This is a genomic window from Streptomyces vulcanius (assembly GCF_042653945.1).
Taxonomy (GTDB): domain Bacteria; phylum Actinomycetota; class Actinomycetes; order Streptomycetales; family Streptomycetaceae; genus Streptomyces; species Streptomyces mangrovi.
The window spans coordinates 393,684-407,733 of record NZ_JBHSFK010000001.1 but is presented as its reverse complement, the minus strand read 5'-3'; the positions used below and the strand labels follow the sequence as shown (position 1 = coordinate 407,733).

Here is a 14,050-nt window from a genome sequence, read left to right as displayed (position 1 = left end):
GCAGTCGCCGGCGGTCAGCGCGTCCTGGTGACGCCGACGCTGTTCTTCAGCTCCAGTACGAGCTGCGGACTCAGCGCGGCGCCGGCGCGGTTGGCGAACACCGTCATCTCGTAGGCGATGTTGCCCAGCTTGGCCTCCTTGTCGGTGACCACGCCGAGCACGGCGCCGCTGCCGATCGCGGAGACCAGCACATGGCCGCCCTCCAGATCGATGATGACCTTGTTCAGACCGCCCAGGCCGTAGTTGCCGGAGGCGCCCGCGGCCAGGCTGGTGATGCCGGACACGATGGCGGCCAGCCGCTCGGAGTCGGCGTGCTCACGCAGTTCCGACACGGCGATCAGCAGACCGTCGGAGGACACCGCGATGGCGTCCACGACGCCCGCCGTCTCGGTCGCGAAACGGTTGAGCAGCCACGTGAAGTCGGCTGCGGCGGTCCGCAGGTCGGTCGGCGTGGCGTCTGAGGTGGGGGTCTCACCTGTCGACGTGCTCACTGCTCGGCTCCTTCCGGAAGGTGGTTCTGGTGGTGCGGGGGGTTCCGGTGGTCGTCCGGGACCCGTCGGTCGTTACCGTCGTGCCGGTCGTGTCCGTCGAACTGGTCGTGCTGCTGCCCGCCGTTCCCGTCATGACGCTCACGCCGGTCGTACGGGGCGCTCGGACGATCGCCGGGGCTCGGGTGCTCGCCCGTGTCGAGATGGGCGCGTCGCACGGCCGCCTCGAACTCCTCGAGCTCGCTGCGCACCTCGTCCGCGTCGGCGGGCTTGGCGGGCTGCCGGGCGGCCTGGGCGGAGGCGTCCACGGTCGTCCGCAGCGTGGCTCCCCGGACCCGGCGCCGCAGCGGACGGGGACCGTCGTCGCCCGAGGCGAAAACAGCCGCCGGGCCGCCCGCGCGGGCGCCGGACGCGGTCTCTCCGACACGGGTACGCGGGACGGACGGCGCGGTACCGGGCTGTACGGTTCCGGGCCGCGCCGCTTCCGCGCCGGGCGCCGGAGCGGGGGTCGTGCGCGCCGGGGGCTGCGGTGCGCCGCCGGTGCGGCGGGGGAGCGTCGGGGGCTCGGGCGTACGGCTGTGGGCCGAACGCTCCGCCGCCGCGCGGTCGCCGTTCGCGGTGGACCCCGCAGCTCCGTAGCCGGTGTCCGCCGAGGCGCCGGCGGACGTGGCCGAGTGGTCCTGGGAGTGGTCATGGGAAGCGGCGACGATCGTACGGTCGTACGAAACCGTTTCCGAGCCTGTTCCCGAGCCCGTTGCCGCGCCGACCGCGTCCGCCGTCGCCGCCGGTACCGGTGCCGGCTCGTCGGGCTCGGCCCAGGACGGCTGGTCGCGGCGCGGCACCCGGCGGGGCAGCGAGGCGTCGTCCTCGGCCGTGCCCACCGGGACGGAGGACGCGCGGGAGGGACCGGCGGCCGGAGCCGACGGGGCGGGGAGCGGTCCACCGGCGGTGTGCGGGGCACCGGACGCCGCACCGATCCCGCTGAGGGTCAGCAGCAGCGTGGCCGGGATCCGCACCTCGGAGGTGACACCGCCGCCCGGTGTACGGGACAGGGTGACGTCGATGCGCCAGCGGCGGGCCAGCGCGCCGACCACGAACAGGCCGAGCACCTTCGTCGGGACCAGGTCGAGGCGTTCGCGGCGCACCAGGCGGGCGTTCTCCTCGGTGAGGCGCTCGGCGCTCATGCCCAGGCCGTGGTCGGAGACGGTGATCGACGCGCCGTCCGGGTCGGAGCCGACCCGGACCTCGACGGGGCTGCCCTCGGGCGAGAACGACACGGCGTTCTCGAGGAGTTCGGCGATCATCAGCGTCAGGTCGCCGATGATGTCGGGCTCGATCATGGTCTCGGTGCCGGCGTGCAGCCGTACCCGCTGGAAGCCCTCGATCTGGCCGAGCGCCGCGCGCACCACGTTGGTGAGTTCGGTCGGGCCGGAGTCCAGGACGGTCTCGCGGATGCCGGCCAGCAGCATCAGGCTGTCGGCGTTGCGGCGCAGCCGGACCGCGATGTGGTCGATGGAGTAGAGACGCGCGAGCAGCGCCGGGTCGGTCTCGCCGCGCTCCACCGCGTCGATCAACGCGAGCTGGCGGGTCGTCAGGTTGGAGACACGGCGGCCGACGTTGCCGAACATCTCGGCGACGTTGCGACGGCTGAGCACCTGGCGTTCCAGCAGCGCCGCCGCGGTGGTCTGCACGTTGTTGAACGCCTCGGCCAGCTCACCGATCTCGTCGTCCGCGGTGACCGGCAGCTCGCGCAGCCGGGGTGAACCGCTTTCCTCGGCGTCGTCGTCGGCGACCCGGGCGAGCTCGCGCCCGGCGATGTCGGCGACCTCCTGCGCGGCCCCGGTCAGCGCCAGCACCGGCCGGACCACGGAACGGCGCACCAGCACGGCGAACGTGATCCACATCGTGAAGCAGAACAGCGCCAGGCTGAGCAGCAGGACCGCGCGCCACTGCGCGCTGCGGGCGGCGTCGTCGGCCCGGTCGGCGATCTGGTCGATGAGCGAGGTGGTGATCTTCAGCCGGGTCTTCGCCTGCGCGCTGAAGTCGGGGTACGAGTCGAGCGCCTCGCGGAACGCGGCACGGATATCCGCCTGGGAGTCGGCCTGCAACGCGCTCGGGTCGACGGCCAGTTCGGCGTAGTACTGGCTGATGGCGGCCTGCGAGGTGTTGTGCTCGATACCGCCGAGCCGCTCGGACTGCGCGTCACTGGCGAACCGGTCGAAGCGCTCGGCCTGGTAGGTGAACAGCTCGTAGGAGCCGACCGCGCCGGTGAACTCGATGAGCGCGTTGCTGTCGCCGGTGCGGGCGGAGAACACGCCGGTCTCGTAGGCGCCGTGGGCGGCGTCGGCCCGCAGCAGCGAGTCGAGCAGGTTGCCGGTGAAGGTGCTGGCCAGCGAGGAGTTGCGGTCCAGGCCCAGTCCGTCGATGAGGGCCTTGGAGGCGCCGGTGTAGGCCGGGTCGATGTTGTCGGCGGGCAGATAGCCCTGCTCGATGGTCTCCCGCAGGCCGGTCAGGCCCTCGACCTCCCGCAGCGCCTGCGCCTCGGTGTCCGGCAGCCGGCCGCCGAACGCGTCGACCACCTTCTTGACCTGCGCGTCCACGGCGCGTTGCGTCTGCCGGTAGCCGTCGGTCGAGGGGGTGCCGCCGTCGAAGGACGCCTCGTGCCGCACCGAGAGCAGGATCGCCTGCTGGTGCTCGTCCTGGAGGTCGGCGACCAGCTTCGCCACCTGGGCGCTGTCACGCACCAGCTGGGCGGCCTCGCGGGCATTGTTCGACTCCTGCACCAGGTCGACGATCAGGTACGTCAGCAGCAGCGCGATGACCGACAGCGGGATACCGACGAGGATGTTCAGCTTGCGCTGGAAGGGCCATCGGTCGGCGAATCCCCGCAGCCCCCCGCGCGCGGAAGGCGGTGGCGGTGCCGGGGTTGCCGACCGGGCAGGCGCGTCCACTTGTTTCGTGGACACCGGGCCTCCTTCAAGGGGGTGTTGCGGGCGTGCCGCTGCACGCGTGTGGCCGAATGTGAACGAAACGGCACCTCGGCGGCCCCCGCACACCGCCGTGGCCGACGCCAACTCCGGCGACGATATCGCTTCTTTGATCGACCGGGCACGTTGCCCAGTGTCAAGAATCCATTACGAAGCGCCCGCGAAAACCCCAGGAAGCGCTTCCAAACAATGCACAAGTGACCATGAATCGAATCCAATCGGTAACAGGTCTGCACTTGACTGATGAAGAACCGGGTGGATTGGATCAGGCCATGGAGTTTCGGCGTCTCGCCGGCCGTACCGCGGCCTCGGACCGCCTCGGCAACCTCGGCGGACGACCCCGACGTCTCCACCACCTCGCTTCCACATCTCCACATCTCCACCTCGCCAGTTCCTCATCGCCCCCAGAGCTCGGAACGGAACAACGGAACCGTGACTTCCAACGCCCACAGCAGCAGGTCCAGGTCCCTCAGGAACACCGGTGCGGCGGTCGTCGCGCTCGCCGCGACGACCGCTCTGCTGGCGGGATGTTCCTCCTCCTCGGACGACAACTCCGACCCGCTCGCCGGAGACAAGGCGGACGGCGGCACCGTCGTCGTCGGCTCCAACAACTTCGCCGAGAGCATCCTGATCGCCGACATCTACGGCGAGGCCCTGAAGGCCAAGGGCATCAAGGTGTCCTACAAGCCCAACATCGGCAGCCGCGAGACCACGTACGGCCTGCTCAAGAACGGTTCCATCACCGTTCTGCCGGAGTACAACGGCTCGCTGCTCGCCTACCTCGACCCGAAGGCCGAGCAGAAGTCCCTCGCGACCGTGAACGCCGCCGCGAAGGCCAAGCTCGACTCCAAGCTGACGCTGCTGGAGTCGTCCCCGGCCGAGGACAAGGACTCCGTCACGGTCAACAAGGCGACCGCCGACAAGTACAAGCTCACCTCCGAGTCCTCCCTCGCCGACCTCAAGGACATCGCCAAGGACCTGGTCCTCGGCGGCTCGCCCGAGTTCCAGACCAGGCAGCAGGGCATGCTGGGCCTGAAGTCGGTGTACGGCCTGGACTTCAAGTCCTTCAAGGCGCTCGACGCCGGCGGCCCGCTGACCCAGGCCGCGCTGAAGCAGAACACCGTGCAGGCCGCGGACATCTTCACCACGGACCCGACGATCACCAAGGAGAAGTTCGTCGTCCTCCAGGACCCGGAGAACCTCTTCGGCTTCGCGAACGTGACGCCCCTCGTCTACAAGAGCGGGCTCTCCGAGGAGGGCGTCGCCGCGCTCAACGCGGTCTCCGCCAAGCTCGACACGACGACGCTCCTCGACCTGGACTCCCAGGTGCAGCTGGAGAGCAAGGACCCGCTGGACGTCGCCAAGGCCTGGCTGAAGTCGGCTGGCCTGGACTGACCCGCCCGCCCTCACCGTCGCCGGGCCGATCACGTCCGCCGACGGTGAGGCGGTGTCCGCCGGGCCCCTCCCGGACACGGCACCCGCATCAGGCGGCTCGTCCTGACCGCCACCCCCTCACCGTCGCCGGGCCGGCCGCGCCCGACGACGGTGAGTCTGTGTTCTCCGGGACCGTCCCGGGTACGGCACCCGCGCCACGCGGTCGTCCTGACCGCCGATGCCCATGACCGTCGTCGGGCTGATCGCGCCCGCCGACGCCGGGGCCGTGCCCGCGGTGGCCTCCGCACGCATCCCAGGAGCCTGGGCGCACCGCCCGGTGTTTCGCGCCCGGGGCGGCCCCACGGCGGCGGCGAGATGCCCGGCCGACGCGCAGCGCCCGGCGCCCGCCGCTCCGGACGCGTCCCCCCGGCCTTCTGGCCGCCCCCGGTGATCGACGAGGGCGGTGGCGGTTCAGTAGCCGACGTAGAACGTGGCGTCCTGGAGTTCCGTGGAGGTCGAGACCGGGTCGATGCGCAGGACGTAGTTCGAGTGCCGGATGTACCGGGTCGGGTTGTTGTACGACCGGAACGACGACCAGCCCGAGTCCGCCAGCCCCGCCGTACGGTAGAAGGTCGCGTCCGCCGCGAACGTCGACGTGCCGTCGTTGACGTCGAGTTGGAGCTGGTAGTTGTAGTGCCGCAGGTAGCGGGTCGGGTAGTTGACGGACTGGAAGGAGATCCCGGTGCTGTCGGCGAGGCCGGGGACCAGCTTCCACTCCGAGTCGGTGTACCGGTCGAACGGGTAGGTGTCGATGCGGCCGACGTAGTTGGCGTGCCGGACGTAACGGTCCGGGTAGTTGTACGACTTGAGCCGGTTCCAGGCCGGCGCACCCCAGTAGGCGACGAGGTTGCTGTACTGGGCCGAGGTGATCGTCGTGATGCCGCAGTGCTTGGAGTTGACCGGCTGGGTGTACGTCTTCTGGTCGAGCGCGGTCCAGGTGCCCGCGGAGAGGTCGGTGGACTGCCACGCGTAGAAGACGCCGTTCGGCGTGTACGTGTCCCCCCAGAGCCACCAGGTGCTGGAGGCAAGGGACTTGACCAGCGTCGGGGCCTCGGTGCCGCCGTGCGCGACGCCCGTCGTGAAGGGCGTGAAGCTGCCCGGGTCGAGCGAGGTGGACCGCGCGCCCACCAGCGTCTGGTCCTTCTTGAAGTAGAGGTAGTTGACGCCGTTCACGCCCACCGCCATGTCGCCGTCGATCACGTCGTAGCCGGGGTCGAAGAAGACCTGGGGGGCCGAGGCGGTGACGAAGTCGGTGGTGTAGTTCGCCATGATGACGTTGTGTCCGCTGTCGTTGACGGCGGAGTAGATCAGCGCGTACTGCCCCCGGCCCGCGTCCCAGAAGGCCTCCGGCGCCCAGCTGTGGGTGTTCATGTCGTGCAGCTTCAGCCGGTGGTACCCGGTGAACGTGCGCAGGTCGGTGGAGTTCCACACGTGCACGTACTGGCTGACGTACGACCAGTCGGTGCCCTTGAGGTCGGTGGCGAGCACCACGTACGTACCGTCCTGCTTGCGCAGGATGAACGGGTCGCGCAGCCCCAGCGCGCCCTCGGTCGGCGTGACCACCGGGTTGTTCTGGTTGAGCGGCATCCAGCGCAGCCCGTCCGTGCTCACGGCGAGATGGAGGCCGTAGTCGGTGCCCTCACCGAGGGAGGTCGACTCGGTGAAGTAGCCCATCACGTACGCCGAGTCGGCCGCGTGGGCCGCCGGGGTGCCGAGGGTCAGGGCCAGGGGGACGGCCGCCGCCGCGCCGAGGATCAGGCGGCGGGAGGGGTTGGGGGTCATGTGCTCTCCACGGGTGCGAGCGCGAGTGCGAGTGCGCGAGTACGAATACCTGCGGTCGATATTTCGAACCTGGTTCGATGAGCCGGTCAGAAAGTAGGGGCGCAGGAGGAACAGGTCAATCACTGGGACAGCCTTGGCGGGTTTCCGCCTTCCGGTTGTGTACGCCCCATGAAAAAATCCGGCGATTCCAGGAGAGAACCGGCCTAGTCTCGGTGGCTGTGAACAGAAGACACCGCAAGAAACTGACGAAACGCCTTTTCACGGCGGTGTACGACGACGACGGCGCCGGCGTCGACCGGCTGCTGCGGGCCGGGGCCGACCCGGCGGCCACCGACCGCGACGGCACAACTGCCCTGTACCTGGCCTCCGTTCAGGGCGCCGCCGGCATCGCCCGGCGCCTGCTCGCGGCCGGCGCCCCGCCCGACGCGGAGAGCGCGGGCCCCGGTGCCGAGGGAACTCCCCTGTGCGCGGCGGCCTGTTGGGGCCACACGGAGACGGTCCGCGCCCTGCTCGCCCACGGCGCCGACCCCGGCCTGAGGGAGGACCACGGAACCGGACGGACCCCGCTGGGCTGGGCCACCGACGGACCGCACCCCGAGACGGCCGCGGTACTGCGGGCGGCCGGAGCCCGCTGAGGGGTGTGTGCCGGCCAGTCAGGCGCAGCGCGCGGTCGCGGTCGGCGGTGAGGTCGAGCGTCCGGGGGAGCTGTGCGACGTACGCCCGGAAGCCGCGGTCGCGGGGGTGCAACTCCATGAGCCGCTCGATGACGAGACAGAACCCGCGCCACGGGTCTTCCTGCGCTCCCTCGGCGCGGAGCCGACGACCTACGGAACGGGGCTCGTCGAACGGGTCCGCGCGCCGGCACCCGACGGGGTGGACGCGGTGTTCGACTGCGCGGGAGGGGCGCTGCCCGATCTGATCGCCATCGCCGGGGACCCGGCGCGCGTGGTGACGATCGCCGGCTTCGGCGCGGCGGCCCACGGCGTGCACATCTCGTCCAGGAGTAGGAGACGGGAGCCTGCTACGGGGGCGGGACTCAGCGGGCCGGGCTGGGGCGGTGCCCGACGTCGGCGATCAGCCGGTCGAGCAGCGCGATCAGCACGTCCCGGCACGAGTCCCGCTCCCGCGCGTCGCACAGCAGCACGGGGACGTGCTCGGGCAGCGCCAGCGACTCCCTGATGTCCTCCGCGGGATAAGGGTGTTCACCGTGGAAACCGTTCACACCCACCACGAACGTGATCCGCCGGCGCTCGAAGAAGTCGATCGCCGCGAAGCTCGACTCAGGCCTGCGCACGTCGACCAGGACCACCGCTCCCAGCGCCCCGATCGCCAGGTCGTTCCACATGAACCAGAACCGCTGCTGACCGGGGGTGCCGAAGAGATACAGCACCAGGTCCTCGCCGATGGTGATCCGGCCGAAGTCGAGGGCCACGGTGGTGGACCGTTTCGCCTCGATGCCCCTCAGGTCGTCGACGTCCAGACCGGCGACGGTCAGCGGCTCCTCCGTGCGCAGCGGCGCGATCTCGCTGACCGCCCCGACCATGGTGGTCTTGCCGACGCCGAAGCCACCGGCGATGAGGATCTTCACCGTGTCGGGAGCCGCGACCGCCCCGGCGGTGGAATCAGATCCGGCCAAGGCCGTCCCTCACTTTCTGCAGCAGGTCCAGGTCCGCGGCGCCGGAGACGGGACGTGGCGGCCGGGCCGTGATCAGGCTCGCCTCCAGCAGGTCGCAGAGCATGATGACGACCACGCTCACCGGCAGGTCGAGATGGGCCGCGAGCTCCGCCACGGCCATCGGCCGGGCGCACAGCCGCAGGATCCGGCCGTGCTCGGGCTGCGGCCGAACGGCCCGCTCCGGCGGCGGGTCCACCGCGGTCACCGTCGTGATCAGGGTGAAGTCGGCGCGGCTGGGCCGCGTTCGTCCACCGGTCAGGGTGAACGGCCGGACAAGCCGGCCCGCCTCGTCGCCTCCGCTCACCTCACCCGCCGTGGCGCACAGCCGGACCGACGCCGGTCCGCGGTGCCGCGCTCAGGTGCTCGCCGATCTTCTTCACCAGCATGTTCATCTGGTACGCCACCACGCCGACGTCCGCGTTCGAGCCCGCCAGCACGACGAGGTGGGCCCCGGGGCCGGCCGACGTGAGGATCAGGAAACTGTTGGCCATCTCGATCAGCGCCTGGCGCACCGGGCCGCCCCGGAAGTCCATGCTGACGCCCTTGCTGAGGCTCATCAGGCCCGACGCGGTCGCCGCCAGCCGTTCGGCGTCCTCGCGCAGGAATCCGGTGGACTTGCTCACCACCAGTCCGTCCTCGGAGAGCACCACGGCCTGGTTCACGTCGGCGACCCGGTCCACGAGACCGGTGAGCAACTGGTCGAGCTGGGTGTTCGTGGCGGGGAGCGAGCTTGTCATCGCGGCTTCCTTCATGAGCGGTCGGCAGGGGGTGTCGGGGTCTGGGCGGCACCGGCGGCGGTCACGGGGGGCCGGGAGCCTGCGCGGCAGCCGTCTGAGCGGTGGACGGCTGCTCCGGGACGTCCGGAACATCCGGGACGTCGGGGACGGACGGGTCGGACGGGTCGGACGGCGGCGTGTCGTCGTCGCGTGCCCGCAGGGTGCCGCGCTGGAATCCGGCGAGGGAAGAGGCCGCGCGCTCCGCGCTGAAGTCGTCGGGGAAACCGTCTTCCTCCACGGGCCCGCACTCCTCGCGCAACTCGGCGGCGAGACTGGTCTGCGGCACCCGCCGGGGCAACGGGGTGAGACCACCGGCACGCGCCCGTCCGGTCCCGTTCCGAGGCGTTACCGCCACGGCCGCGGGCACCTGGCCATCCGCCTCGGCACCGTCACGGGCTTCACCCGCACCGCCGGGGTCGCGGGTCTCGTCGGCGTCGGCCGCGTCGGCAGCAGGGGTGCGTGCCGGGGCCGGCGCCGACGGACGTCGTACGGGGAGAGCGGGCCGTTCGGAGTCGGACCCGCCGGGTCCCGGGGACGGGGCGGCCGAGGCGGCGGCCGTCTCCCGTGCCGCGTCGGATGCCTGCCGCGCACCCTCCGCCGGCTCGGACGCCGGCACAGCCGTATCCGATATCCCGTCGGCGGTATCCCGCGGACCGTCGGCCGTATCCCGCAGGCGGTCCGCAGTATCTCGCGGACCGTCCGCCATCCCCCGTAGACCGTCCGCCGTCGCCCGCAGCACGTCGGACGTGACCTCCATCGGCGGCGGGGCGGCCGTGGGCCTCGGCCTGCCGGTGCGGGCGTTCTCCGGGGAGCCGGCGTCGGGTGCCTCCGGGACCACGATGTCGTGCGGGACCAGGACGATCGCGGTGGTGCCGCCGTACGGCGAGGAGCGCAGGGTCACGGCGATGCCGTGCCGCGTGGCGAGCCGGGCGATCACGAACATGCCGAGGCGCAGGTCGTCGGCGAGCGCCACCACGTCGAACTTCGACTCCACCGCCAACTGCGCGTTGAACGAGGCGTAGTCATCCTCGGACATGCCGAGCCCGCGGTCCTCGACCTCGATCGCGAGGCCCTTGGCCACGAGTGAGGCCCGTACCCCGACCGGGCTCGGCGCCGGCGAGTAGGCGGTGGCGTTGTCGATGAGCTCGGCCAGCAGATGGATCACGTCCGCCACGGCGGGCGGCGCGATGCACACCTCCTCCTCGGTGTGCACCTCCACCCGCCGGTACTCGGCGACCTCGCCGACGGCACTGCGCAGGATGTCGATCAGCGCCACCGGCTCGGACCAGCTGCGCCCCGGCCGGCCGCCGCTGATGATGACGAGGTTCTCCTCGTAGCGGCGCAACTGGCTTGCCGTGGAGTCGAGTTCGTACAGGCCGTTGAGGACGTCCGGGTCCTGGTGCCGGCGTTCCAGCGCGTCGAGCTTGCTCAGCTGGAGGTTGACCAGGTTCTGGCTCTGCCGGGCGATACCGAGGATGACCTTCTGGAAACCCCTTCGGGTGTCGGCGAGTTCGACCGCAGTGTGCACGGCGGTGCGCTGCGCCGTGTTGAACGCCGCGGCCACCTGGCCGAGTTCGTCACCGCCGTAGTCCAGCGGCGGAGTCGCCGAGTCCACGTCGACAGTCTCTCCCCGGTCGAGCCTCGCCACCACCTCCGGGAGCCTTTCGTGCGCGAGACTCAGTGTGGCCATCCGCAGTCCGTGCAGCCGCCGGGACAGCGAGCGGGTGATCCGCCAGGACATGCCCACGCACAGCAGCAGGGCGACCAGGCCGCCGGCACTCAGCACACCGGCCTTGAACAGCAGGCCCCGCGCGTCCTGCGCACTGCTGGTCAGCAGGGCCTCGGTCTGCTGCCGGATGAGCGCCGAGTACTGGTCGGAGACATCGACGAGCGCGGCCCGCCACTGCTTCTGCACGTCCGGCAGCGGGACGTCGCCGTTCCCGGTCTGGTTCGACCGCGCCGCGAGCACCTTGTCCTCGACGGCCTGAAGGTTCTGCCACTGGTAGCTCGTGAGGATCTTCTCGGTCTCCTCCTTCGCGCGGCCGGTGAGCGAGGGCACGATCTGGTCCTGCACCAGCCAGCGGCGGGTGTTCACCAGCTGGGCGAACGTCGCCCACGCCTTCTCGTCCATCCGTCCCTTGGGCCCCGCCAGCGTGAGGTGCAGATCCTCCTCGGAGACCAGTTCGGCCGCGTGCTCAAGGGAGACGAGCGGACCGGCCTGCGAGGTGAGGTCGCCGTCGTCGACCTGGGACAGCTCCTGGAAGCCGTGGATCTGGTCGTCGATGATCGAGGTGTACTGGTCCAGCGCCTGCGCGGCGGTGATGTCCGTGGGGTCGTCGACCTGGCCCCGGTAGTACTCCAGGCTGCCCACCGAGGCGACGACCGAGTAGAGCCGGTCCCGGACGCGGCCGGGGGCCTGCTGGATGTCGTCCGCCCGGCTGACCAGTTTGGCGACGGCCGCGTCGGTCTTCCCGCGCTGTGCGTCCAGCGCTGCCCGCGAGCCCTCGGGCCGCGAGGCCAGCCACACGGCCGACAGACTTCGCTCCTGCTGCAGCGCGAGTGTCGCCTCGGTACCCATCGCGCCGGTCGACCGGCTCAGTTCGGTCTGGGTGCGCAGCCGCAGCCCCTCCGAGAACATCTGGATCGTCGTCACGCCCCACATGGCGGCGAGGGTGACGCTGGGCACCAGTGCCAGCAGGATCAGGGAGAGACGGATCGAGCCGAGGCGGCGGGCACCTGTCCGTGGAGACATAGTCGTCCTTGGGCGGTCAACGGGGGGAAGGGGAGTGGGCGGATCAGGGGAACTGCCAGGTCAGCGGGTGCCGTTGGCGGCGAATCGGGCGATGTCGGCGACGTTGGTCTTCGTGACGAAGGCCGGACCCGTCAGGACGGGTGACACCCCGCCGCCGCTGATGTTGCCGTTGGTCTTGTAGAGCCAGAGCGAGTCCACGGCCAGATAGCCCTGGAGATAAGGCTGTTGGTCCACCGCGAACTGCACCTTGCCGTCGCGGACGGCCCCCACCAGGTCCTTGTTGAGGTCGAAGGTGGCGACCTTGGCCTTGCTGGCGGCCTGTCCGGCCGCCTTTACCGCCGCGAGCGCGAACTGCGCCCCGTTGGCGATGACTTCGTCGACGTCGGGCTCCTGCTGGAGGCGGGCCGTCACGACGGCGGTCATCGCGTCCATGTCCGTCCCGTCGACGTAGAGGATGTCGGTCTCGCCGGTGAACGTCTTCTTCACGCCCGCGCAGCGCGCCTCCAGGGCGATGTTGCCCCGCTCGTGGATGACGCACAGCGCGTGCTTCGCGCCGAGTTGGTCGAGCCGCTCGCCCACGGCGCGGCCGGCGACGCTCTCGTCCTGGCCGAAGTACTCCAGCAGGCCCGTCGACTGCCAGGCGTCGATGCCGGAGTTGAGGCCGACCACAGGTATGCCGGCCGCCTTGGCCTCCGCCACCGGAGCCTTCATCGCCGCCGGTTTGGCCAGGGTCAGCGCGATGCCGTCGACCCGTTCCCGGACCGCGTCCCGCACCAGCGAGACCTGCGCGGCGGCGTCGGCGTCGCTCGCGTAGCTCAGATCGACGCCGTCCTTCGCGGCTGCCGCCTCGGCGCCCTTGCGCACCAACTCCCAGAAGGCGTCACCCTTGGCGCCGTGGGTGACCAGAGCGATCTTGAGCGGGCCGCCCGAGCGGCCCGCGGTGCCCTTGTCCGAGCCGGACGCCGTGCCGCCGGAGCAGCCGACGAGCAGAAGGCAGCAGACGGTGGCCAGGGCCGTCAGGGCCGTGGGGACGGCCGGGCGCCCGGATCTGGGGGATCCGGGGGAGCCCGGGACGGGGAGGGGAGTGGTCATGGGGGGCTGCACCTCGCTGTGCGGCAGAGCAATCTTTGGCTCGGAGCCAACCGTGTGTGACCGCCGGTAGTCAAGTAAACAACCACATGGGGTGAGGCGCTGCTGCCGCATCGTGATGTGTGAGAGCGTCAAGGTAACGATCGGCCAAAATCCCTGACGACGGCTCAGGGCTTGCGTGCCACCGCTCCGTACATCGCGATGTCCTCGTCCCGGACCACCTCGGTGCCGGTGCCGTCGGGACGCCAGCGGTGGACCTGGACGATCCCGGGGTCGACGAGGTCGAGACCCGCGAAGAACTCCGCCGCCTCCGCGTGGGTACGCAGCCGCATCGGCATCCCCCGGGCCGCGTACTCCCGGGCCACCCGGCCCACCTCGTCGGGCGCGAATTCCGCGGTACCCACGGACATCGCCAGATAACTGCCCGGGGGCAGCGGGTCGAGGAGACGGCGGACGATGCCCACGGCGTCGTGCTCGTCCAGCAGGAAGTGGACGATCGCGATCACGGTGAGGGCGACCGGCCGGCCCAGGTCCAGCGTCCTGCGGAACTCGGGCGCGGCCAGGATCGCCGCCGGGTCACGCATGTCCGCCTCCAGGTACGCCGTGCGGCCCTCGTCCGTGCCGCCCAGCAGATTCCGCGAGAGCGAGAGGACGAGCGGGTCGTTGTCGACGTACACCACCCGTGCGTCGGGCGCCTCGGCCTGGACGATCTCGTGGATGTTGGGGGAGGTGGGGATGCCGCTGCCGATGTCGAGGAACTGGCGTATCCCGGCCTCCCGCGCGAGATGGCCCACCGCGCGGTTCATGAAGTCGCGGTTGGCGCGCATGTGGACGGGGAGCGCGGGCCACTCCCGCACCATCGCGTCGCCCGCCTCGCGGTCCGCCGGGAAGTTGTCCGTGCCGCCGATGATGTAGTCGTAGATCCGCGCGGAGTGTGCCGTCTCCGTATCGATGTTCAGCTCCATGGGCCCCAACTTTCCACCGCTGGGCGGTTGTTGAACCCCGAAGCGCTAATTCTTCACCAACAGCCGTCGCCGGTCCGGGTGTCCGTCCTCGCGGATGCCGGG

The 14,050-nt window shown here is 70.9% G+C and carries 11 protein-coding genes and 1 pseudogene; 3 read left to right on the top strand and 9 right to left on the bottom strand.

The window, feature by feature from the left end; genetic code table 11:
* Nucleotides 1-14 precede the first annotated feature (14 nt).
* Nucleotides 15-491 (bottom strand): roadblock/LC7 domain-containing protein, encoded by a 477-nt coding sequence (locus ACFPIH_RS01765; RefSeq protein ID WP_381166493.1) that lies wholly within the window; start codon nucleotides 489-491, stop codon nucleotides 15-17.
* Nucleotides 488-3,454 carry an ATP-binding protein gene (locus tag ACFPIH_RS01760; RefSeq protein WP_381166491.1) on the bottom strand — a complete coding sequence of 989 codons (2,967 nt, stop codon included), beginning with the start codon at nucleotides 3,452-3,454 and terminating at the stop codon, nucleotides 488-490. The genes ACFPIH_RS01765 and ACFPIH_RS01760 overlap by 4 nt, the downstream gene beginning before the upstream one ends.
* A 453-nt stretch (nucleotides 3,455-3,907) precedes the next feature.
* Between ACFPIH_RS01760 and ACFPIH_RS01755 the strand changes: the two genes are divergently transcribed.
* The gene (locus ACFPIH_RS01755) at nucleotides 3,908-4,870 is read left to right on the top strand and encodes an ABC transporter substrate-binding protein (protein ID WP_381166489.1); all 963 of its coding nucleotides are present in this window, start codon (nucleotides 3,908-3,910) and stop codon (nucleotides 4,868-4,870) included.
* A gap of 450 nt (nucleotides 4,871-5,320) precedes the next feature.
* Here ACFPIH_RS01755 and ACFPIH_RS01750 read toward each other — a convergent pair whose 3' ends face one another.
* Nucleotides 5,321-6,691 carry an AbfB domain-containing protein gene (locus ACFPIH_RS01750; protein ID WP_381166487.1) on the bottom strand — a complete coding sequence of 457 codons (1,371 nt, stop codon included), beginning with the start codon at nucleotides 6,689-6,691 and terminating at the stop codon, nucleotides 5,321-5,323.
* A gap of 218 nt (nucleotides 6,692-6,909) precedes the next feature.
* Here ACFPIH_RS01750 and ACFPIH_RS01745 point away from each other — a divergent pair, with 218 nt between their 5' ends.
* On the top strand, nucleotides 6,910-7,326 hold the full coding sequence (locus ACFPIH_RS01745; protein WP_381166485.1) for an ankyrin repeat domain-containing protein: 417 nt from the start codon (nucleotides 6,910-6,912) through the stop codon (nucleotides 7,324-7,326).
* Nucleotides 7,327-7,483: 157 nt separating this feature from the next.
* Nucleotides 7,484-7,687: pseudogene (locus ACFPIH_RS01740) on the top strand (NADP-dependent oxidoreductase); the annotation flags it as partial.
* A 40-nt stretch (nucleotides 7,688-7,727) separates the two neighbouring features.
* On the opposite strand, the gene ACFPIH_RS01735 reads toward ACFPIH_RS01740, so the two are convergent.
* The 6 genes from ACFPIH_RS01735 to ACFPIH_RS01710 all read right to left on the bottom strand — a co-directional run bounded on the left by ACFPIH_RS01735 (nucleotide 7,728) and on the right by ACFPIH_RS01710 (nucleotide 13,948).
* Nucleotides 7,728-8,327 carry a GTP-binding protein gene (locus tag ACFPIH_RS01735; protein ID WP_381166483.1) on the bottom strand — a complete coding sequence of 200 codons (600 nt, stop codon included), beginning with the start codon at nucleotides 8,325-8,327 and terminating at the stop codon, nucleotides 7,728-7,730.
* Nucleotides 8,314-8,670, bottom strand: a complete 357-nt coding sequence (locus ACFPIH_RS01730; RefSeq protein WP_381166481.1) for a DUF742 domain-containing protein — start codon at nucleotides 8,668-8,670, stop codon at nucleotides 8,314-8,316. Before ACFPIH_RS01730 ends, ACFPIH_RS01735 begins: the two co-directional genes overlap by 14 nt.
* 1 nt (nucleotide 8,671) lies before the next feature.
* Nucleotides 8,672-9,103 (bottom strand): roadblock/LC7 domain-containing protein, encoded by a 432-nt coding sequence (locus ACFPIH_RS01725; RefSeq protein WP_381166479.1) that lies wholly within the window; start codon nucleotides 9,101-9,103, stop codon nucleotides 8,672-8,674.
* 61 nt (nucleotides 9,104-9,164) lie between these two features.
* Complete coding sequence (locus tag ACFPIH_RS01720) at nucleotides 9,165-11,894, bottom strand: sensor histidine kinase (protein ID WP_381166477.1); 2,730 nt, start codon at nucleotides 11,892-11,894, stop codon at nucleotides 9,165-9,167.
* Between the two features lie 60 nt (nucleotides 11,895-11,954).
* The gene (locus ACFPIH_RS01715; RefSeq protein WP_381166475.1) at nucleotides 11,955-12,986 is read right to left on the bottom strand and encodes a substrate-binding domain-containing protein; all 1,032 of its coding nucleotides are present in this window, start codon (nucleotides 12,984-12,986) and stop codon (nucleotides 11,955-11,957) included.
* Nucleotides 12,987-13,150: 164 nt separating this feature from the next.
* Nucleotides 13,151-13,948: an SAM-dependent methyltransferase gene (locus tag ACFPIH_RS01710; RefSeq protein WP_381166473.1), complete on the bottom strand. Its 798-nt coding sequence runs from the start codon at nucleotides 13,946-13,948 to the stop codon at nucleotides 13,151-13,153.
* Nucleotides 13,949-14,050: the final 102 nt, after the last annotated feature.